The organism is Azospirillum formosense, from assembly GCF_013340925.1.
Classification (GTDB): Bacteria; Pseudomonadota; Alphaproteobacteria; order Azospirillales; family Azospirillaceae; genus Azospirillum; species Azospirillum formosense.
Map to the genome: position 1 here is coordinate 68,087 of NZ_WHOR01000001.1, position 19,734 is coordinate 87,820.

The 19,734-nt window shown below is 68.8% G+C and carries 22 protein-coding genes; 5 read left to right on the top strand and 17 right to left on the bottom strand.

All coding sequences use genetic code 11. The features are described 5' to 3' along the window. Window positions 1-2: 2 nt before the first annotated feature. From GBZ26_RS00335 to GBZ26_RS00345, 3 genes are all read right to left on the bottom strand, one after another. A complete protein-coding gene (locus GBZ26_RS00335) occupies window positions 3-638 on the bottom strand; it encodes a hypothetical protein (protein ID WP_035679068.1) in 636 nt (211 codons plus the stop codon). Continuing rightward, window positions 635-1,288 (bottom strand): MotA/TolQ/ExbB proton channel family protein, encoded by a 654-nt coding sequence (locus GBZ26_RS00340; RefSeq protein ID WP_174437082.1) that lies wholly within the window; start codon window positions 1,286-1,288, stop codon window positions 635-637. The genes GBZ26_RS00335 and GBZ26_RS00340 overlap by 4 nt, the downstream gene beginning before the upstream one ends. Window positions 1,289-1,710: 422 nt before the next feature. Then, window positions 1,711-2,121 carry a bacteriohemerythrin gene (locus GBZ26_RS00345; RefSeq protein WP_174437083.1) on the bottom strand — a complete coding sequence of 137 codons (411 nt, stop codon included), beginning with the start codon at window positions 2,119-2,121 and terminating at the stop codon, window positions 1,711-1,713. A 168-nt stretch (window positions 2,122-2,289) separates the two neighbouring features. Between GBZ26_RS00345 and GBZ26_RS00350 the strand changes: the two genes are divergently transcribed. Then, on the top strand, window positions 2,290-2,577 hold the full coding sequence (locus GBZ26_RS00350) for a DUF3072 domain-containing protein (RefSeq protein ID WP_174437084.1): 288 nt from the start codon (window positions 2,290-2,292) through the stop codon (window positions 2,575-2,577). A gap of 25 nt (window positions 2,578-2,602) precedes the next feature. Here GBZ26_RS00350 and GBZ26_RS00355 read toward each other — a convergent pair whose 3' ends face one another. From GBZ26_RS00355 to GBZ26_RS00385, 7 genes are all read right to left on the bottom strand, one after another. After that, window positions 2,603-3,607, bottom strand: a complete 1,005-nt coding sequence (locus GBZ26_RS00355; protein ID WP_211104504.1) for a peptide ABC transporter ATP-binding protein — start codon at window positions 3,605-3,607, stop codon at window positions 2,603-2,605. Further along, on the bottom strand, window positions 3,607-4,596 hold the full coding sequence (locus GBZ26_RS00360) for an ABC transporter ATP-binding protein (protein ID WP_145623436.1): 990 nt from the start codon (window positions 4,594-4,596) through the stop codon (window positions 3,607-3,609). Before GBZ26_RS00360 ends, GBZ26_RS00355 begins: the two co-directional genes overlap by 1 nt. Before the next feature lie 8 nt (window positions 4,597-4,604). After that, window positions 4,605-5,531: an ABC transporter permease subunit gene (locus GBZ26_RS00365; RefSeq protein WP_174437085.1), complete on the bottom strand. Its 927-nt coding sequence runs from the start codon at window positions 5,529-5,531 to the stop codon at window positions 4,605-4,607. 8 nt (window positions 5,532-5,539) lie between these two features. Next, a complete protein-coding gene (locus GBZ26_RS00370; protein ID WP_035679052.1) occupies window positions 5,540-6,550 on the bottom strand; it encodes an ABC transporter permease subunit in 1,011 nt (336 codons plus the stop codon). A gap of 131 nt (window positions 6,551-6,681) precedes the next feature. Continuing rightward, window positions 6,682-8,283 (bottom strand): ABC transporter substrate-binding protein, encoded by a 1,602-nt coding sequence (locus GBZ26_RS00375; protein ID WP_145680716.1) that lies wholly within the window; start codon window positions 8,281-8,283, stop codon window positions 6,682-6,684. 136 nt (window positions 8,284-8,419) lie between these two features. Next, the gene (locus GBZ26_RS00380) at window positions 8,420-8,890 is read right to left on the bottom strand and encodes a GNAT family N-acetyltransferase (RefSeq protein ID WP_174437086.1); all 471 of its coding nucleotides are present in this window, start codon (window positions 8,888-8,890) and stop codon (window positions 8,420-8,422) included. A 29-nt stretch (window positions 8,891-8,919) separates the two neighbouring features. Beyond that, window positions 8,920-9,684, bottom strand: a complete 765-nt coding sequence (locus GBZ26_RS00385) for a class I SAM-dependent methyltransferase (RefSeq protein WP_174437087.1) — start codon at window positions 9,682-9,684, stop codon at window positions 8,920-8,922. A gap of 113 nt (window positions 9,685-9,797) precedes the next feature. On the opposite strand from GBZ26_RS00385, the gene GBZ26_RS00390 reads away from it, so the two are divergent. Together GBZ26_RS00390 and GBZ26_RS00395 are read left to right on the top strand one after the other, a co-directional pair. After that, window positions 9,798-10,595 (top strand): helix-turn-helix transcriptional regulator, encoded by a 798-nt coding sequence (locus tag GBZ26_RS00390; RefSeq protein WP_174437088.1) that lies wholly within the window; start codon window positions 9,798-9,800, stop codon window positions 10,593-10,595. 29 nt (window positions 10,596-10,624) lie between these two features. Continuing rightward, a complete protein-coding gene (locus GBZ26_RS00395; RefSeq protein ID WP_174437089.1) occupies window positions 10,625-11,581 on the top strand; it encodes a DMT family transporter in 957 nt (318 codons plus the stop codon). Here GBZ26_RS00395 and hutU read toward each other — a convergent pair. Genes hutU through hutI form a run of 4 tightly spaced genes read right to left on the bottom strand, consistent with a single transcriptional unit; the run spans window position 11,559 to window position 15,217 of the window. Beyond that, window positions 11,559-13,259, bottom strand: a complete 1,701-nt coding sequence (hutU, locus tag GBZ26_RS00400; RefSeq protein ID WP_174437090.1) for a urocanate hydratase — start codon at window positions 13,257-13,259, stop codon at window positions 11,559-11,561. The genes GBZ26_RS00395 and hutU overlap by 23 nt on opposite strands. Before the next feature lie 43 nt (window positions 13,260-13,302). Next, window positions 13,303-13,731 carry a type II toxin-antitoxin system VapC family toxin gene (locus GBZ26_RS00405; RefSeq protein ID WP_174437091.1) on the bottom strand — a complete coding sequence of 143 codons (429 nt, stop codon included), beginning with the start codon at window positions 13,729-13,731 and terminating at the stop codon, window positions 13,303-13,305. Continuing rightward, the gene (locus GBZ26_RS00410) at window positions 13,728-13,964 is read right to left on the bottom strand and encodes a FitA-like ribbon-helix-helix domain-containing protein (protein ID WP_040134202.1); all 237 of its coding nucleotides are present in this window, start codon (window positions 13,962-13,964) and stop codon (window positions 13,728-13,730) included. The genes GBZ26_RS00405 and GBZ26_RS00410 overlap by 4 nt, the downstream gene beginning before the upstream one ends. Window positions 13,965-14,008: 44 nt before the next feature. Beyond that, window positions 14,009-15,217: an imidazolonepropionase gene (hutI, locus tag GBZ26_RS00415; RefSeq protein ID WP_174437110.1), complete on the bottom strand. Its 1,209-nt coding sequence runs from the start codon at window positions 15,215-15,217 to the stop codon at window positions 14,009-14,011. Window positions 15,218-15,280: 63 nt separating this feature from the next. On the opposite strand from hutI, the gene GBZ26_RS00420 reads away from it, so the two are divergent. Together GBZ26_RS00420 and GBZ26_RS00425 are read left to right on the top strand one after the other, a co-directional pair. Next, window positions 15,281-16,156, top strand: a complete 876-nt coding sequence (locus GBZ26_RS00420) for a ChbG/HpnK family deacetylase (protein ID WP_174437092.1) — start codon at window positions 15,281-15,283, stop codon at window positions 16,154-16,156. A gap of 180 nt (window positions 16,157-16,336) precedes the next feature. Further along, window positions 16,337-17,122 carry a class I SAM-dependent methyltransferase gene (locus GBZ26_RS00425; protein ID WP_174437093.1) on the top strand — a complete coding sequence of 262 codons (786 nt, stop codon included), beginning with the start codon at window positions 16,337-16,339 and terminating at the stop codon, window positions 17,120-17,122. Here the strand turns inward: GBZ26_RS00425 and GBZ26_RS00430 are convergent. The 3 genes from GBZ26_RS00430 to GBZ26_RS00440 are packed head-to-tail and all read right to left on the bottom strand — an operon-like array spanning window position 17,086 to window position 19,663. Further along, window positions 17,086-17,499, bottom strand: coding sequence for a GtrA family protein (locus GBZ26_RS00430; protein WP_174437094.1), 414 nt, complete (start codon window positions 17,497-17,499; stop codon window positions 17,086-17,088). The two genes, GBZ26_RS00425 and GBZ26_RS00430, sit on opposite strands and share 37 nt — an antisense overlap. Further along, window positions 17,496-19,133 (bottom strand): AMP-binding protein, encoded by a 1,638-nt coding sequence (locus tag GBZ26_RS00435; protein ID WP_174437095.1) that lies wholly within the window; start codon window positions 19,131-19,133, stop codon window positions 17,496-17,498. The genes GBZ26_RS00430 and GBZ26_RS00435 overlap by 4 nt, the downstream gene beginning before the upstream one ends. Beyond that, window positions 19,130-19,663: a MarR family transcriptional regulator gene (locus GBZ26_RS00440; protein ID WP_174437096.1), complete on the bottom strand. Its 534-nt coding sequence runs from the start codon at window positions 19,661-19,663 to the stop codon at window positions 19,130-19,132. Before GBZ26_RS00440 ends, GBZ26_RS00435 begins: the two co-directional genes overlap by 4 nt. Between the last annotated feature and the right edge of the window lie 71 nt (window positions 19,664-19,734).

Below are 19,734 nucleotides of genomic sequence, written 5' to 3' on the forward strand. Positions count from 1 at the left end.
GGTCAATTTTTCGCCGAGCGCAGCGGCTTGAACACGGCGTTCAAGGACCCCGGCACCAGCTCGCCCCGTTCCGTCAGGTTGAAGCGGAAGGCGGTGATTTCCTGCCCTTCGTGGTCCAGCCGGACGCGCGTGGCGGCGATGGTGGCGGCCCCCGACTCATGCTCCGCCTTGACGCGGGCGACCACCCTGACCCAGATGGGAAACACATTCTCCAGATTGCGGAACATATGCACGTTGACGGTGTATTCACCCGGAGGGATGCCGCGCGAATAGGAGGTTTCGAAATTGATTTCGGTGGGATCGGCGTAGGCACCCAGATCGTCGCGCAGCAGGTTGAAAATCAGCCCCGATTTGTTCGAGTAGCCGACCGGCACGTCGCCCGGCGCCTGTACCCAGAGATCGACGTCACTGCGCAGTTTGTCGTCCCAGCGCGCCTCGATGATGACGTTTCCCGGCGGCTCCATGCCCGCCGCGGCCGACGAGGAGGACTCGTTCTGCTGGTTGGCCTCGGTCTTCTTGGCCTCGTTGATGAAAGGGACCGCCAGCACCGCGCAGGCCACGAAGCCGCACAGCAGCAGCGTCAGCAGGTCCCGCGCGACCAGCACACCGGTTTGGTCCTCGCCCAGGAAATCGTTCATGGCGTGGCCTCGCCGCGCAGGGCGCCGTAGGGAGCCGCCTGGGGCACGGCGAAGTCCGGCGTCCCAGCCCGCGGAGCAAGCCGCGAGCGGGCGTGCGCCTCGTCCATGATCAGCGCGCACAGCGACGCCGTGGCCCCGCGCAGGAGCTGGAGGTTGCAGGTGGTCCACAGGCACAGGGCGCCGCCGAGCATCGTGGCGTAGATCGCCACGCCCAGACCGCTCGCCAGAGTGGTCACCATGGCGCCGGCCGACGCGGCGTTGCCCACCATGTCCGGCGTGATGTTCGCGGCGAACAGGCTGAAGCCCCAGGCCGTGCCGATCAGGCCGAGCATGCCGAGCGCGTTGGCGATGTGCTGAAGGTGCGATATCCGGGAGAACAGGCGGATCTCCAGGGCGCGCTCGCTCTCGACCTTCATCAGCCGTCCGCCGCCGAGCTTGGCCTTGTCCAACTCACCACCGATCTTCCACACCCGATACGCCGACATCACCAGCCCGACGATGAAGACGATCCCGATGATCGCGGTCGCCACGGCGATGTGCCCGGTCAAGACCCGGTCCAGCCACCCCTGCGCATAGAGGACGAAGACGAACGCCGAAATCGTCAAATTGAAAGCGACGAATTTCGCCTTGAGGAGCCACTGTTCTTCCATGGTTTTGACCCTGTGACGGTTGCGTGTGTCTCCGGATCGTCATGTTCAGGCGGCAAAGACGCGTAAAGGCTGCGCCACGGAAAGCCGGGCGGCGATGGCGGGATCAGGAGAGCGGAGGACGAATGCGGGACGGCGTGCGCTGACAGCCCCGGCGCAATCAGTCCGGGCGCTGGTGGCGGGACGGCTCCATGTCAGCCATCGGTTCATCGGCGCACCTTCGCCGGAATTGCGCGATGACGGAGCCTTTCAGGAGTCATCCGTCACGTCATGAACCCCGGCCCAGGCCAAGAGTTCCCGACACCCGGCAACGGACCTGCCGGTTTGACACGCGACACTGACGGGGAAAGCCCCCGTGCCGGGAGAGAGGAAGGGAGCGGCCCCGGGCTATCCGTCCCGGCAATCGTCCTTACGGAAATGGCCCTTTACGCCACGCCCTTTTCCTTCAGGAAGGGGCCGTACTTCTTGTCGGTACCCTGGATGTGCTTGATAAGCCAGTTCTTCAGGAAGTTCATCACCTCCATGCTCAGCGTGGCGGTGGCGCCGGCGTGATACTTGCGCTGCACCTCCAGCACCTGGCTGGCCAGCGCATCGTGTTCGGCCTTGTGGGCGTCGCGGTCCGGATAGCCGAGGCGGGCGAAATGCTCCTCCTCGTGGGTGAAGTGCGACTTGGTGTAGGCGACGAGGCTGTCGAGGATGCCGCCCAGCGCGTCCTTGCTGCGCCCCGCCTGGACGGCGTCGAACAGCTCGTTGACCAAGGCGACCAGCTGCTTGTGCTCCTCGTCGAACTGCGCGATCCCGACGCTCAGCTTGTCGTTCCACACCATCAGCGGCATTTCGTTCCGTCCCCTCGCGCTGGGCCTCGATGACCGGCCGGGAATAGACCACAGCCAGCGAAAGGGTACCGTCTTCGGGTGGAGGCTTCAACGGTCGGCAACGCGACGACCGGAACCAATCCAGCGGGCGGCTGTTCGTCAGACGTTTCCAGAAAAAAGGAACATTACATGAACGCGAAGCACGACGACAAAGTCGACAACCGAGCCCATCGCGCGGAGGCGCGGAATCCGGAAAGCAATCCGAAAACCACGCCTGTTGGGGATGCCGACCACTCGAACCGTGAAAAGGATCCCGACGACTGGACCACGGGGGACGAGCCGATGACCGGGGCGCAGGCCTCCTACCTGAAGACGCTCAGCGAGGAGGCCCGCGAAGGCTTCGACGGGGACCTGACAAAGGCCGAAGCCTCCAAACGCATCGACGCCCTTCAGGACAAGACCGGCCGCGGCGCCTGACAGGCGACGCCGCGGCCTTTCGCCCTCAGGCCATCTCTTCCGCGAAGTGGCACGCGACCAGCCGCTCGTCCACGGGGCGCAGCGCCGGCACCTCGGTCGCACAGCGCTCCGTGGCGTAGGGACAGCGCTTGTGGAAGGGGCAACCCGGCGGCGGGTTCAGCGGCGAGGGCAGTTCGCCCTTGGGGATCACCCGCTCCGCCCGCAGCGCCGGGTTCACCCGCGGCGTGGCGGCCATCAGGATGCGGGTGTAGGGGTGGCGCGGCCGGCTGTAGACCACGTCCTTCGGCCCGTGCTCCACCGGACGGCCCAGATACATCACCATGACCGCGTCGGCGATGTGCCGGACCACGCTGAGGTCGTGGGAGATGAACAGGTAGGCGAGGTTCAGCTCCTCCTGAAGATCCATCATCAGGTTGAGCACCTGCGCCTGGATCGACACGTCGAGCGCCGACACCGGCTCGTCCGCCACCACCACCCGCGGGTTCAGCATCAGCGCGCGCGCGATGGCGATGCGCTGGCGCTGGCCGCCGGAGAACATGTGCGGGTAGCGGTCCACCTGATCGGGGCGCAGCCCGACCTTCGCCATCATGGCGACGGCCCGCTCCCGCCGCTCCTGCTTGCCCATCGGGGTGTTGATGACCAGCGGCTCCGATAGGATCGAGCCCACGGTCTTGCGCGGGTTCAGCGATCCGTAGGGGTTCTGGAACACCATCTGGACGGTGCGCCGCAGCTCCTTCATCTCCGAGGCGGTGCGCCCGACCACGTCGCGCCCGTCGTAGAGGAGCTGGCCGGAGGACGGCGGCTCGATCATCGTGACGGAGCGCGCCAGCGTCGACTTGCCGCAGCCGGACTCGCCGACCACGGCCAGTGTCTTCCCGGCTTCGAGCTGGAAGGACACGCCGTCTAGCGCCTTGACGGTGGCCGCCGGCTTGAAGGCACCGCGCTTGACCGCGTAGTGCTTGCGCAGGTGGATGGCTTCCAGGACCACCGGGCCGGCGGCCGGCATGACGTTGGTGAGGATGTCGGTCATCACAGAACCTCCCCGGCGCCGACCGGAGCGTCGGCGAGCGGATAGAAGCAACGCGCCTTGCCGGCGTCGACGTCGAACAGGGCCGGCCGCTCGATGCGGCAGCGGTCGGTGGCGAAGCGGCAGCGCGGGTTGAACAGGCAGCCCTGCGGCCGGTCGCCGATGCCCGGCACCACGCCGGGGATGGTCGGCAGCCGGCGCTTGCCCAGCGCCCGCTCCGGCAGCGCGTCGAGCAGCGCGCCGGTGTAGGGGTGGCGCGGCGCCTTGAACAGGGCGTCCACCGGGCGCGTCTCGGCGACCTGCCCGGCGTACATGACGACCACCCGCTGCGCCGTCTCCGCCACCACGCCCATGTCGTGGGTGATGAGGATCAGCGCCATGCCCCGCTCCTTCTGGAGGCGAACCAGCAGGTCGAGGATCTGCTTCTGGATGGTCACGTCCAGCGCCGTCGTCGGCTCGTCCGCGACCAGCAGACGCGGGTTGCAGGCGATGGCGATGGCGATCATCACGCGCTGGTTCATGCCGCCGGAGAGCTGGTGCGGGAAGGCCGACAGGCGGCTTTCCGGGGCCGGGATGCCGACCTGCTCCAGCAGTTCGATGGCGCGGTTGCGCAGCGCCTTGCCGGACAGCCCCTCATGCACCTTCAGCGTCTCCATGATCTGGAAACCGACGGTGAAGCAGGGGTTCAGGCTGGTCATCGGCTCCTGGAAGACCATGGCCACGTCCTTGCCGGTGATCTTCCGGCGCTGCGACGGGCTCATCGCCAGCAGGTCCTTGCCGCCGAAGTGCATGCGGTCGGCGACCACCGTGCCGTTGGAGCCGAGCAGGCCCATCACGGCGAGCGAGGTCACGGACTTGCCGGACCCGGACTCGCCGACGATGCCCACCACCTCGCCCTCGTCCACGGTGAGATCGATCCCGTCCACGGCGCGGAAGGTCCCGGCGCGCGTGGTGAACTCGACGGACAGGTTCTTGATGTCGAGAAGAGGCATGGTGGGTATCAGCGTTTCAGCTTGGGGTCGAGCGCGTCGCGCAGCCCGTCGCCCAGCAGGTTGAAGGCCAGCACCGTCACCAGGATGGCCACGCCGGGCCAAGTGACGACCCAGGGGGCGCGCTGGAGGAACTGGAGGGAGGAGGCCAGCATGGTGCCCCACTCCGGCGTCGGCGGCTGCGCGCCGAGGCCGAGGAAGCCCAGCGCCGCGGCGTCGAGGATCGCCGTGGAGAAGCCCAGCGTGGCCTGGACGATCAGCGGCGCCACGCAGTTCGGCAGGATCACCACCAGCATCAGCCGCAGCGGCCCGGCCCCCGCCACGCGGGAGGCGACGACGTAGTCCTTGTTCGTCTCCGCCATCACGGCGGCGCGGGTCAGGCGGGCGTAGTGCGGGATGACCACGATGGACACGGCCAGCATGGCGTTGACCAGCCCCGGCCCGAGGATCGCCGCCACCACCACGGCCAGCAGCAGGCTGGGCAGCGAGAGCAGGATGTCCATGAAGCGCATGACCAGCGCGTCGGTGACGCCGCCGAAGAAGCCGGCGACCATGCCCAGCGCCAGCCCGACCGCCAGCGACAGCGTGACGACGATCAGGCCGATCATCATCGACAGCCGCGCCCCGAAGATCAGTCGGGACAGCATGTCGCGCCCGATGTCGTCGGTGCCGAGGAGGAAGGCCCAGCGCCCGCCCTCCTGCCAGACCGGCGGCACCAGGATGGCGTCGCGGTACTGGATGTTGGGGTCGTGCGGCGCCACCAGCTCGGCGAACAGCGCCACCACGGCGATCAGCAGGATCACGGCCAGGCCGGCCATGGCCCCCTTGTTCTGCCGGAAATGGTACCAGAACTCGACCAGCGGGTGCGGCGGCTGGGAAACCGGCGGAGCGGCGGCCGGAAGGGTCTCTCGGACGCCCGTCGTCGTAGGAGTCGTCATGGCTCACCTCACCGCGAATGGCGGATGCGCGGGTTCAGGACGCCGTACAGAACGTCCACCAGCAGGTTCACGGTCATCACCGTCGTCGCGATCAGCAGCACCCCGCCCTGGAGCGCCGGATAGTCGCGGCGGTTGATGCTCTCGATCAGCCACTTGCCCACGCCGGGCCAGGAGAAGATGGTTTCGGTCAGGATCGCGCCGCCCAGCAGCGTGCCCACCTGAAGGCCGATCACGGTGACCACGGGGATCAGCGCGTTGCGCAGCGCGTGCATGCCGATCACCCGCTTGCCCGCCAGCCCCTTGGCCTTGGCGGTGCGGATGTAGTCCTCGCCCAGCACCTCCAGCATGGCGGAGCGCGTCATGCGCGCCACGACGGCCAGCGGAACGGTGCCGAGAACGATCATCGGCAGGATGAGGTGGTGCAGCGCCGACCAGAAGGCGCCGTATTCACCCGCCATCAGCGTGTCGATCAGCATGAAGCCGGTCACCGGCTCCACGTAATAGAGCAGGTCGAGCCGCCCGGACACCGGTGTCCAGCCCAGCCCCACCGAGAAGAACAGGATCAGCAGCAGGCCCCACCAGAAGATCGGCATGGAATAGCCGGTCAGGCTGATGCCCATCACGCCATGGTCGAAGATCGAGCCGCGCCGCACCGCCGCGATGATTCCCGCCGGCAGGCCGACCACCGTGGCGAACAGCATGGCGAGCGCCGCCAGTTCCAGCGTCGCCGGGAACAGCGTCACGAATTCGCTGAACACCGAATTGCGCGTCACCAGCGACACGCCGAGGTCGCCCTGGAGGACGCCGCCGATGTAGTCCAGGAACTGGTGCCACAGGGGCCGGTCCAGCCCCAGCTCGTGCCGCAGCTCGAGAAGCCGTTCGGGGGGGATGCCGCGCTCGCCGACGCGCACCTCGATGGGGTCGCCGGGGACAAGGCGGATCAGAAGGAAGGTCAGGAAGGTGACGCCGAGAAAGGTCGGAATCACCAGGCTCACCCGCGTCAGGATGAAGCGTAGCATCGGATCGTCACCGGGGGCTCGAAACGAAAGCAAGGGGGCCGCGGCCCCCTTTTTACCTCTGCATCCGCAAAGGGAAGCCGGGGGTTTAATGCCCCGGCCACCGTTTTGTAAAGCCGCTTGCTACGCTGAGATTATTGTTTCAAATCGACGCCGTAGAAGCGATGGATGCCGAACGGGTCCATCTTGTAATCAACCACATTCTTGCTCAGCGCCATGTGCACGACCGAATGCGCGACGGTCAGCCACGGGGCCTCTTCCTTGAAGATGACCTGCGCCTGCTCGTACAGCTTGGTGCGGGCGGCGATGTCGGTGGTGCGCTTGGCCTGGACGACGAGGTCGTCGAACTCCTTGTAGCACCACTTGGCGATGTTCGACCCACCAGGACGCGCGGCCTCGCAGCCGAGCAGGACGTGCAGGAAGTTGTCCGGGTCGCCGTTGTCGCCGGTCCAGCCCAGCATGCCCATCTGGTGCTCGCCGGCCTGGAGGCGCTTGCGGTACTCGCCCCACTCGTACTGCACGACCTTGGCCTTGATGCCGACCTTGGCGAGGTCCGCCTGCATCATCTCGGCCATGCGCTTGGCGTTGGGATTGTAGGGACGCTGCACCGGCATGGCCCACAGGTCGGTCTCGAAGCCGTCCGGGAAGCCGGCCTCGGCCAGCAGCTTCTTCGCGCGCTCCGGATCGTAGGGGTAGTCCTCGATCTCCTTGTTGTACGACCACATGGTCGGCGGGATCGGGTTCTTCGCCGGCACGCCGGCGCCCTGGTACACCGCGTCGACCACGGCCTTCTTGTCGATGGCCATGTTCAGCGCGCGGCGGACGCGCACATCGTCGAAGGGCTTCTTGGTGACGTTGAAGGCGAGATAGCCGACGTTCAGGCCTTCCTGCTCCATCAGGGTGATGGCACTGTCCTTCTTCATCGCCTCCAGATCGGCCGGGTTCGGGTACGGCACGATGTGGCACTCGCCGGCCTTCAGCTTGGCGTAGCGGACGGCGGCGTCGGGCGTGATGGCGAAGACGAGGTTGTCGAGCTGCGCCTTGCCGCCCCAGTACGGCTCGAACGCCTTGTAGCGGATGACCGCGTCCTTCTGGTAGGCGACGAACTGGAAGGGACCCGTGCCGATCGGCGCCTGATCGATCTTGTCGATCTGGTTCTTCTTCTGCAGGGTCTCCGCGTATTCGGCGGACTGGATGGGCGCGAAGGGCATCGCCAGATTGGCGATGAAGGGCGCCTCGACCTTGTTCAGCGTGAACTTGACCGTGTAGTCGTCGACCTTCTCGATCGACTTCAGCAGGTCCGGCATCGCCATGTCGTTGAAATAGTCATAGGCGCCGCCCGACACCTTGTGGAAGGGGTGATCTTTCTTCCACTGGCGGTTGAACGACCACAGGACGTCGTCCGCGTTGGCGTCGCGGGTCGGCTTGAAGTCGTTGTTGCTGTGCCACTTCACACCCTTGCGCAGGTGGAACGTGTAGGTCAGCCCGTCCTCCGACACCTCCCACTTCTCGGCGAGGCCGGGGACCACCTTGGTGCCGCCGTACTCGAACTGCACGAGGTTGTTGTACACGGGCAGCGAGACGTCGAAGCTCGTTCCGGTCGTGTTGACCATCGGGTTGAAGTTTTCGGGGCTGCCCTCGGAGCAATAGACGAGGGTCTTGGCGGCCTGGGCCGGCGCAGCAAGCGCCAAGGTGGCGGCAACGCCGAGCCCGGCACCCAGCAGGATGCGCTTCATTCCTAACAACCTCCCGTGTTCGGTCGAATGGCCGCCCGTTCTTTTCGGCGGCCGGTGATGCGGGTTCATTTGGCGCGTGGCCGAATCGTCTGTCAACACGCAACCAAGCGGCATCACGCAAGCACCACGGGGGGCGTCAGGCCAAGCGGAATTTCAGCCGCGGCCCGATCTCCGTGAAGCCTTCGCGCTTGTAGAATCGCAGGGAATCCGGCCAGTCCCCGGCGGATGGCGCCCCCACCTCGACCCGCGACCAGCGATGGCGGCGGCCATGGTCGAGAACGGCCCGGATCAGCACCCGTCCCACCCCGGCGGAGCGCGACTCCGGTATTACGTACAATTCGCGGATCGTCCCGAACCGGCCCAACGTGGAGATGCAGACGCCCTCCGACAGCGTCGCGACGCCGAGCGGACGCCCCGCCCCATCCTCCGCCAGGAACACCGTGTAGGACTGGCCGTCGCCGCTCAGCAGGGATTCGGCGACGGCCAGCATGACGGCCCGCGGCGTGTCGTTCTGCCCGGCGGAGAGTTCCGACAACAGAGCCGCCACGAAGCCGGTGACCGTGCCCGCGTCGGCAAGCCCGGCCTTTCGTACACGAACGTCCCCCATCGCGCCCCCTCCCCCGACCTTTCTTGTGGTCAGCAAGCCTCCGCTTCGATGGTCAGGCTGTCCAGGAGAAAGCTGCCGTCCTCCAGGATGTCGAAGTGACGGCGCACCTCGTCGGAGGCGAGGTCCTGCAGGGCGCGGATGGCCTGGGCGCGCAGGTCGGGGGTGGAGGTGCGGGCGGTCCAGACGGCGAACTCCATGCGCAGGCGGCGCGGCGTCAGGCCGGTCACCGCGAAACCGGCGCGCGACAGGGCGGCCATCCATTCCGCGGCGCTGTAGTTGCGGACGTGCGAGGTGTCGCGCAGCAGCTCCACCGCCTGGAGATGCGTGTCCAGCAGCGGGTGCCCCGGCGACACGATGTCCACGAAGACCGCCCGCCCGCCCGAAGCCAGCACCCGCCGCGCCTCGCGCAGGCCGGCCTCGGCGTTCAGCCAATGGTGGGCGCTGAAGCGGCTCAGCACCACGTCGAAATGGCCGTCCGCGAAGGGCAGACGCTCGGCGGGGGCCTGGGTGGTGGTGATGTTGGTCAGGCCGCGCTCCGCCGCGTTGCGGGCCACCGCCTCCAGCATCGGGGCAGTGACGTCCACCGCCGCCACCTCGGCGGCGTGGGGCGCGGCGCGGTAGGCGACGTGGCCGCCGCCGCAGCCGAGATCCAGCACGCGGGCGGCGTTCCGGCCGCGCAGCGTCTCCTCAATCTGGTCCAGGTCGGCACCCGAGGCGTGGACGGCGCTGGTCACATAGGCGTCGGCGCGCTGGCCGTATTGCGCGGCGACGACGCCGTGGTGGCTGTTGGTCATGGTGGCGATTCCGTTGGCGTTTGTTGGGGCGTGTTCGTTGTGATGAACACAGCATCGGCCGTCCGGCAAACTGGTACAAGGCAAGCGCTTATCCTGGTATAAGCGCTGCCACCATGAGTTCCGACGACGATGCCCGGCGCCGGCTGGGCGCCTTCCTGCGCGCCCACCGGGAGCGGCTGACCCCGGCGGAGGCCGGCATCCCGCAGACCGGCTCCGCCCGCCGCCGAACGCCCGGCCTGCGGCGCGAGGAGGCCGCCCAGCTCTGCGGCCTCAGCCCGACCTGGTACACCTGGCTGGAACAGGGGCGCGAGGTCTCCGTCTCGCCGCAGGCGCTGGGCCGCATCGCCGGGGCGCTGCGGCTGACCGCGGCGGAGCGCGCCTATCTGTTCGAGCTGTCGCGCAAGCGCGATCCCGACGCCGACGCGACGGACGGAACGGACCAGCCGCCGGCTCCGTTGCTGGCGGCGCTGGAATCGATGACGGCGCCGGCCTACCTGCTCGACCGCGTCTGGAACGCCCGCGGCTGGAACGCCGCGGCGGCGCATCTCTTTTCCGGCTGGCTGGGCGGGGCGGAGCGGAACCTGCTGCGCTACGTCTTCCTCGACCCCACCGCGCGGGGTTTCATCGCGGACTGGGAGGATCGGGCCCGCCGGCTGCTCGCCGAATTCCGCGCCGACACCGCCCGCCGCGCCGGGGATGCGGAGGTGACCGCCCTGGTCGACGGCCTGCGCGCGGCCTCGCCCCGCTTCGCCCGGCTGTGGGAGGACCATGGCGTGCTGGAGCGGGAGGGCGGCACCCGCGGCTTCACCCATCCCCAGGACGGGACGCTGGTCTACGAACAAGTGACGTTGTGCCCCGCCGGACGATCCGACTACAAGCTGGTGATGCTGCTGGGGCCGCAGGCTCCGTAAGACGCCCACCGATACCCTCCGGACGCCCCATGGACCGCCAGCCGCGCAACGCCGTCTTCACCGCCTACAGCCTGTATCTGCTCTCCTCGGCCTTCTTCGCCTCCAACGTGGTGATCGGGCGGGCCGCGGCCGCCATCGTGCCGCCGGTCGGGCTGGCCTTCTGGCGCTGGGTGCTGGCCTTCCTGATGATCCTGCCGCTGGCCCTGCCCGGCCTGATCCAGCACCGCCACGTCCTGCGCGCGTCGTGGAAGCGCTTCCTTCTGCTGGGGGCGCTGGCCCAGGGCGTGTGCGGCGCCGTCGTCTACATGGGGTTGGAGCGCACCAGCGCGACCAACGCCGCCCTGATCTACGCCACCAGCCCGGTCATCATCCTGATGATCGCCGCCCTGTGGCTGCGCGAGAAAGTGACGCCGAGGCAAGCCGCGGGGATCGCCGTCGCCATGGCCGGTGTGCTGGTGATCCTGACCCGCGGCGACGGGCAGGCGCTGCTGCATCTGTCCTTCAACGCCGGCGACCTGCTGATCCTGGTGGGGTCGGCGACGTGGGCCGTCTACACGGTGCTGCTGCGCCAGACCCGCAGCTCGCTGCCGGTGGTGACGGTGTTCGCGGCGAACGCGCTGGCCGGTGTCGTCGTGCTCGCCCCCTTCTACGCGTGGGAGACGCTGGCCCTGCGTCCCGTGCCGCTGAGCCTGGACGCCGCCCTTCGCATCGCCGGCGTGGCGCTGTTCGCCTCCGTCCTGGCCTTCCTGACCTACCAGAAGACGATCAACCTGATGGGTCCGGCGCGGGCCGGCACCTCGCTCTACGTCATGCCGCTGTGGGCGGCGGTGGCGGCCTGGGCGCTGCTGGGGGAGCAGCTCCAGATGTTCCACCTGCTGGGCGTCCTGCTGGTGCTGCCGGGGGTGGCGCTGGCGACCCTGCCGCCACGCACCGCCCCCGCCAAGCCTGCCCCCGCCAAACAGGTCAGCCGATCATCGGAAGCGTGAGTCCCTGCTCCTTCGCGCAGTCCTTCGCGATGTCGTAGCCGGCGTCGGCGTGGCGCATCACGCCGGTGCCCGGATCGTTGGTCAGCACCCGCTCCAGCCGCTTGGCCGCGGCGTCCGTCCCGTCGGCGACGATGACCATGCCGGAATGCTGGCTGAAGCCCATGCCGACGCCGCCGCCATGGTGCAGCGACACCCAGGTCGCCCCCGAGGCGCAGTTCAGCAGCGCGTTCAGCAGCGGCCAGTCGGACACCGCGTCCGAGCCGTCGATCATCCCCTCCGTCTCCCGGTTCGGGCTGGCGACGGAGCCGCTGTCCAGATGGTCGCGCCCGATGACGATGGGGGCCTTCAACTCGCCCTTCGCCACCATCTCGTTGAAGGCGAGGCCGAGCCGCGCCCGGTCGCCCAGACCCACCCAGCAGATGCGCGCCGGCAGGCCCTGGAAGCGGATGCGCTCGCGCGCCATGTCCAGCCAGTTGTGCAGGTGCGGGTTGTCGGGGATCAGCTCCTTCACCTTGGCGTCGGTGCGGTAGATGTCCTCCGGGTCGCCGGACAGGGCGGCCCAGCGGAAGGGGCCGATGCCGCGGCAGAACAGCGGCCGGATGTAAGCGGGCACGAAGCCGGGGAAAGCGAAGGCGTCGGCCACCCCCTCGTCCTTGGCGACCTGCCGGATGTTGTTGCCGTAGTCCAGCGTCGGCACGCCCATGGCGTGGAAGTCCAGCATGGCGCGGACATGGGCCGCCATCGACGCCTTGGCCGCCGTGACCACCGCCGCCGGGTCGGTGCGGCGCTTCGTCTCGGCCTCCTCCATCGTCCAGCCGGCGGGCAGATAGCCGTTCAGCGGGTCGTGGGCGCTGGTCTGGTCGGTCACCGCGTCGGGGCGGAAGCGCGGGTCGGTCTTGGCGCGGCGGACCAGTTCCGGGAACACCTCCGCGGCGTTGCCGAGCAGACCGACCGACACCGCCGTGCCGGCGGCCTGGGCCTCCCACAGGATCGCCATCGCCTCGTCGAGGCTGGTGGCTGAACGGTCGAGATACTTGGTCTCCAGCCGCCGCTCGATGCTGCGCGCGGAGCATTCAACGGCCAGCATGGAGGCCCCGGCCATGGTCGCGGCTAGGGGCTGAGCGCCGCCCATGCCGCCCAGCCCGCCGGTCAGAATCCAGCGGCCCTTCAGGTCGCCGCCGTAATGCCGCCGCCCGACCTCGACGAAGGTCTCGTAGGTGCCCTGCACGATGCCCTGGCTGCCGATGTAGATCCAGGATCCGGCGGTCATCTGGCCGTACATCATCAGGCCCTTGGCATCCAGCTCCCGGAAATGGTCCCAGGTCGCCCAGTGCGGCACGAGGTTGGAGTTGGCGATCAGCACGCGCGGCGCGTCCGCGTGGGTGCGGAAGACGCCAACCGGCTTGCCCGACTGGACCAGCAGGGTCTCGTCCTCGTTCAGGGTCTTCAGCGACGCCACGATGGCGTCGAAGCAGTCCCAGTTCCGCGCCGCCCGTCCGATGCCGCCATAGACCACCAGCTCGTCCGGGTTCTCCGCGACGTCGGGGTCGAGGTTGTTCATCAGCATGCGCAGCGGCGCCTCGGTCAGCCAGGACTTGGCGGACAGGTCGGTGCCGTGCGGCGCCCGGATGACGCGGCGGTTGGCCGGCTGCGCGGCCGGCGACTTGGTGTCGGACATGTGACTCGTCCCTCTCGAATTTTGCTTGAAGCGTTTCTTGTTTTCAGACGGGAACAGTGCCTCCGCCCAGCAGAACGGTCAACGCTTCCCAAGGGGTGGAGCGGGTGCGGGAGTGCAGGCGCTTGTCCAGCGTGACGAGCGGCGCGCATTGCGCTTCGGCGAGCGCCAGATAAGCGCAGTCATACACGGGGTGATCCAGTTGGCGGGCAATGCGAAGCGCCTGTGACCACAAAACGTTTGGCGGCACCAGCTCGGTCAATGCGCGGGGAATACGCTCCACAATGCCTTCGGCCTGCTCTCCCTGGATGCCGCCGCGTCGCGCGATCTTCCAGACGGCGTTGGCAACCTCGATCAGGATAAAGTCTGGTGCGATCAAGGGCCGGGATGACAGAAGAAGGGCCTCCGCCGTTTCCGCCATTGGGTCCTCGACACCCCAGAGCACCGCGACACTGGCATCCACCACCAGAGTCATCGCTCGCGTCCCTCACGAATCACGGCCGCGACATCGATGGGTGCGCCGGGTGGCGTCAACGCGCGGATGCGCCGAAACTCCTCGACCAACGCCCTGCGGTCGGCAGGTGGCGCCGCCGTCGCTTCTTCGACAATCCTGCCAATTTCCTCTTCGACGGACCGACCGGCGATGCTGGCCCGCATCTTCAAGCGGTCGAGCACATCTTCCTCAATCCTGAGCGTGATCTCCCCCATCGCCTGCTCACCTCCGTCCGCGTTGTCCCGATGATAGACTACCCCTAGAGCGATTTCACCAGCCGCCCGCCCCGCACCACCGCCGCGCAGGGGTTGGCGCCCAGCCAGTAGCACAGCTCAGCCCGGTCGCCGACGTCCCACACCGCCAGATCGGCGGCCTTGCCGGGCTCCAGCGTGCCATGGGTGGCGGCCATGCCCAGCGCCTGGGCGGCGTTGCGGGTGACTCCGGCCAGCGCCTCCTGCGGGGTCAGGCGGAACAGGGTGCAGGCCATGTTCAGCATCAGCAGGAGCGACACGGCGGGCGAGGTGCCGGGATTGCAGTCGGTGGACACCGCCATCGGTACGCCGTGGCGCCGGAACAGCTCGATGGGCGGCAGCTTGGTCTCGCGCAGCATATAGAAGGCGCCGGGCAGCAGCACCGCCACCGTCCCCGCCGCGGCCATCGCCCGCGCGCCCTCCTCGCCGGTGTGCTCCACATGGTCGGCGGAAAGCGCGTTGTAGCGGGCGGCCAGCGCGGCCCCACCGCCGTCCGAGAGCTGGTCGGCGTGCAGCTTCACCGGCAGGCCGAGCCGCCGCGCGGTGTCGAACACACGGGCCGTCTGCTCCGGCGAAAAGGCGATCCGTTCGCAGAAGGCGTCGACCGCATCCAGCAGCCCCTCCGCGGCCAGGGTGGGCAGTAGCTCGTCGCAGACCAGCGCGATGTAGTCGTCGGCCCGCCCGGCGAACTCCGGAGGCAGCGCGTGGGCGGCCAGCCCGGTCGTCCGCACCGTGACGGGGAAGCGCTCGCCCAACGCCCGCGCCGCGCGCAGCATCCGCCGCTCCGTGGCAAGGTCGAGGCCGTAGCCGGACTTTACCTCCACCACCGTCACGCCCTCGGCCAGCAGCCGTTGCAGGCGCACGGCGGCGCTGGCGATCAGACCGTCCTCGTCGGCGGCGCGGGTGGCGGCGACGGTCGAGGCGATGCCGCCCCCGGCCCGCGCGATCTCCTCGTAGGTCGCGCCCTCCAGCCGCATCTCGAACTCGCGGGCGCGGTTGCCGCCGAAGACCAGATGGGTGTGGCAGTCGATCAGCCCCGGCGTGACCCAGCGCCCGCCCAGGTCATGCTCCGCGGCGGCGCGGCCGGCGGGGCGATCCTTGGCGGCGCCGATCCAGGCGATCCGCCCGTCCTTCACGGCGATCAGCGCGTCCCGTACGACTCCTTCCGGAGCCATCGTCGCCGCATGACCGTTGAACCACAGGCTGTCCCACTCCATCATCCCCTCCCCGGCTTTGCGCCGCCCTTACCACCCTGCATCGCCGTCCCACCTTACATCGCCATGCCCGACACCGACACCACCCCAGCCCCGCGTTCCGCGCATCCGGTCCTGCTCTGCGCCGATGACTACGGCCTGTCGCCGGGCGTCAACGAGGCCATCCGCGACCTCATCGCCGCCGGACGCCTGACGGCAACCTCGGCCATGACGCTCTGCCCCTATTGGGCGGAGGGGGCCGCGCCGCTGAAGGAGTTGGCCGACAAGGCCGACGTCGGGCTGCATTTCACCCTGACCGACCAGCCGCCGCTGGGCTCCCTGCCCAGACTGGCGCCGGACGGAAAGCTGCCGCCGCTGGGACGGCTGATGAAGCTGGCCTACACGGGCGGCCTCGACCCCCAGGAGATCCGGGCGGAGCTGGCCCGTCAGCTCGACGCCTTCGCCGCGGCCTGGGGCGGCCCGCCCGCCTACATCGACGGCCACCAGCACGTCCACCAGCTTCCCACTGTGCGCGAGGCGGTCACCGACGCCTTGGCCGACCTGCCCGGCGCCTACGTCCGCCTGTGCGGCGAGCCGGTGGGGGCCGTTCTGCGCCGCGGCGTGGCGGTGCCGAAGACCTTGCTGATCGGCGGGCTCGGCGGCGGGCTGGCGCGGCTGGCGCGGGCGCGCGGCATTCCCGCCAACGACCGCTTCGCCGGTGTCTACGACTTCTCCGGACGCCAGCCCTTCCCGGAGCTGATGGCACGCTTTCTCGACCGTCCCGCCGGGCGGCTGCTGGTGATGGTCCATCCCGGCATCCCGGACGAAGCCCTGCGCCGCGCCGACCCGCTGGTGGAACAGCGCAAGGTGGAGCACGATTATCTGAGAAGCCCGGCCTTCGCCGCCCTGCTCGCCGAGCGGAACGTCCGGCTCGTCCGCTTCGCCGGGTTCCCGGCGCCCTGACATACCCCCCGCGTTTCCGCCCCCTCCGGCGGCATAGTCCCGCCGGTCATTCTTGACCGCTGCGATTGTTCGCCCCTACCATCATTACGACACGGTCGGATCGAGGGGGCTCTTCACATCGGGGAGACGAACAACAACATCCCCTCGGCAAGAAACGACCCACAAAAGGGGATGCGGGACATGCACGACAACGGAACGTCGTCCGGGCCACCGGGCGGCCAGGGTTCCAGCGGCTGGGTCGATTTCTGGAACCGGCCCAACGCCATCTACGCGAACCAGCGCAATTTGGAAGCGCATTTCGCCTGCCTGCAGAACGACCTCGACGCCCATCTTCCGGAGGGGGGGACCGTCCTGGATTTCGGCTGCGGCGACGCGCTGGCGGCGGAGGCCATGGCCAAGCGCTGCCGGAACGTCTGGCTCTACGACGCCGCCCCCGCGGTGCGGCGACGCCTGCGCGACCGGCTGTCCGGCCATCCGGGAATCCGGGTTCTCGACGACGACGATCTCGCCACCCTGCCGACGGGCAGCGTCGATCTGGTGCTGGCCGTCTCCGTGCTGCAATACATCCCGCGCGAGGAGCTGGAGGGCGTCCTTCACCGCTGGCGCCACATGATCGGCGCGCGGGGGCGCATCCTGATCGCCGACGTGGTGGAGCCCGACACGCCGATGCTGCGCGACATCGCCAGCCAGCTCAGCATGGCGCACCGGCACGGCTTCCTGATGGCGGCGCTGATGGGGCTGGGGCGCATGGCCCTGTCCGACTACCGCCGCATCCGGCGCGAGGCCGGCTTCTCCACCTACACGCCGGCGGAGTTGCAGGCCCGGCTATCCGCCGCCGGGTTGCGGGGCGATCGTCTGGCGAAGAACATCGGACCGACGCCGCACCGCCATTCCTTCGTCGCCCGCCCCCACGCCCAACCGTTGGGGGCTCACCCGGCGGGCGATCCGGCCTTGAAGGTCCAATAGCGGTTCGCGCCGAAGCTCCACAGCATCACCAGCGCCGTGGCGGTGAGCTGGGCCGGCAGGTAATGCAGGCCCAGCCGCTGCGCCAAGCCCCACATGATGGCGCTGTTCACGCACAGCCCCACCGCCGCGACGGCCACGAACTTCGTGGCGGTGGGCAGGTGCTCCTGCTCGCTGCGGAAGACATGGCCGTAGTTCAGCAGGTAGCTGATGACCCCGCCGACGAGAAATCCCGCCGCCGAGGCCAGGACCGGCGGGGCCGCCGCCAGCTCCGACAGGACGATCAGCACGCCGTAATGGCCGACCGCCGCGGCGCAGCCAACCACCACGAAGAGCAGAAACTGCACCAGCGGTGCGTGCGCCGACCGGCCCGTGGTCAATCCTCGTTCTCGACCCATTCCCTCTGCCGCAGCTTGTAGCGCTGGATCTTGCCCGTTTCCGTCCGCGGCAACTGCTCCATGAACTCCACCGCGCGAGGGTACTTGTAGGGGGCGATCCGGTCCTTGACGTAGCATTGCAGGCGCTCCGCCAGATCGTCGCTGGGCCGCACGCCGTCGCGGGTGACGATGAAGGCCTTGGGAATGGAGCCGCGCAACGGATCGGGTGCGGCGATCACCGCGCACTCCTCCACCGCCTCGTGGCCGAGCAGGACGTCCTCCACCTCCAGGCCGGAAATCTTGTAGCCCGCGGAGACGATCAGGTCGTCGGTCCGCGCGTGATACCAGAAATAGCCGTCCTCATCCATGCGGAAGGCGTCGCCGGTCAGGTTCCAGCCGCCCTGCACGTAATTCTCCTGGCGTGGATCGTCCAGATAGATGCAGCCGGTCGGGCCGCGCACGGCCAGCCGCCCGATCTGGCCGGGGGGCAGCGGGGTCAGGCTGTCGTCGACCACGCGGGCCTCGTATCCCGGAACCACCGTCCCGGTGGCGCCGGGCCGCACGGCGCCGGGCGGCGAATGAAGGACGGCGTTCAGCATCTCCGTGGTGCCGAAGCTGTCGAGGATCTCCATCCCCGTCACCGCCTGCCAGCCCTCCAGGGTGGTGGCGGGCAGCGGCTCCCCCGCCGAGACGCAGGCGCGCAGCGTGCGCAGCCCCTCGGCCAGGGCCGGGTCCTCCTCGATCCGCGCCGTCATGGCGCGGTAGACGGTCGGCACGGTGAACATCACCGTCGCCTTGTGCTTCGCGGTCACCTCCAACAGCCGTTCCGGCGTGGCCCGGTCCAGCAGCACGACCGACGCCCCCACCCGCAACGGGAACAGGAGCATTCCTCCCTGCCCATAGGCGAAGGCGAGCGACGGCGTTCCGCAGAACACATCGTCGCCGCCGGTCTTCAGCAGCGATTGCGGCGACAGGTCGGCGACCGCCAGAAGGTCCCGGTGGAAGTGGGCGGTCGCCTTGGGCTTGCCGGTGGTGCCGGAGGTGAAGGCGATCAGCGCCACGTCGTCGGCCGCGGTGTCCACAGCGGCAAAGCCGGCGTCTGTTTCCTCCAGCCGCCCTTCCAGGTCGCCGCCGTTGAAGGTCACGACGGGCATCCCCCCACCCATCGATTCCGCCGCCGCGTTGAGATCCTTGGCGAAGCGCGCGTCGCACAACGCCAGCGAGACGGCGGCGCGCTCGATGATGCTTTCCAGTTCCGCCGCGCGCAGCAGCGGCATGGTCGGCACCACCACCGCGCCGGCCTTCAGCACCGCCAGCCAGCAGGCGGCGAGCATCGGCGTGTTGGTCCCGCGCACCAGCACCCGGTTGCCGGGAACGATGCCGAACCGCTCGGTCAGGAGGCGCGCAATGCGGTCCACCGTGTCGCGGAAGCGGCCATAGCTCCAGACGTCGCCGTTTCCGATGACGCAGGGGCGTTCGTCCCAGCCGCGCTCCCGCCAGACATCCAGCAGGGCGGCAGCCGCGTTCAGACGCTCGGGATAGGTGAGTTCGGGCCGGTCATAGGAAAAATCAGGCATCTGCTCCGGCCGCGGCAGCCGGTCGCGGGTGAAACTGTCGATATGACCGGACCGGATCATCTCCTCACGCCTCCACCACGCACCGTGTTCTTGAGCTTTCCCAACAGCCCCATCAACTGGACCACGTCGCCATGGGGCAATCCCGCCGTCAATTCGGCCAGCCAGCGGCGTTGCGCCGCCGCGATGGCCTGTGCCAACGCACTGCCTTCGGGAGTGATCCGGACGAACTGCATGCGCCGGTCGTTCGAGGCCGCGGCGCGCGTGACCAGCCCGTCCGTGGTCAGCCGTTCTACAATGCCGGTGACGTTTCCGTTGGTGACCATCATGCGCTTCGACAGTTCTCCCATGGTCAGCCCTTCCGGTTGGCGGTCGAGCAGACACAGCAGGTCGAAACGCGGCTGGGTGGTGCTGAATTCGTCGCGCAGACGGCTGCGCAGCCGGGCGCCGATCAGAACGGCGCACGCCGAAAGACGCAACCAGAGGCGCATCTCCGGGGAGGCGGCAAGGTCAGCCGCAGCCTCCACATCGACCGACACGTCCCCCTGCGCCCCGGCCGACGCCTCGGCCGCTGCGGTGGCGGGTCCCTTCACGGTCTGTCTCCACTCCCGGTGGGAGGCATCCGCCGCAGCGTCGCCTCTTCTTCGTTCGAAGGCTTACTGTA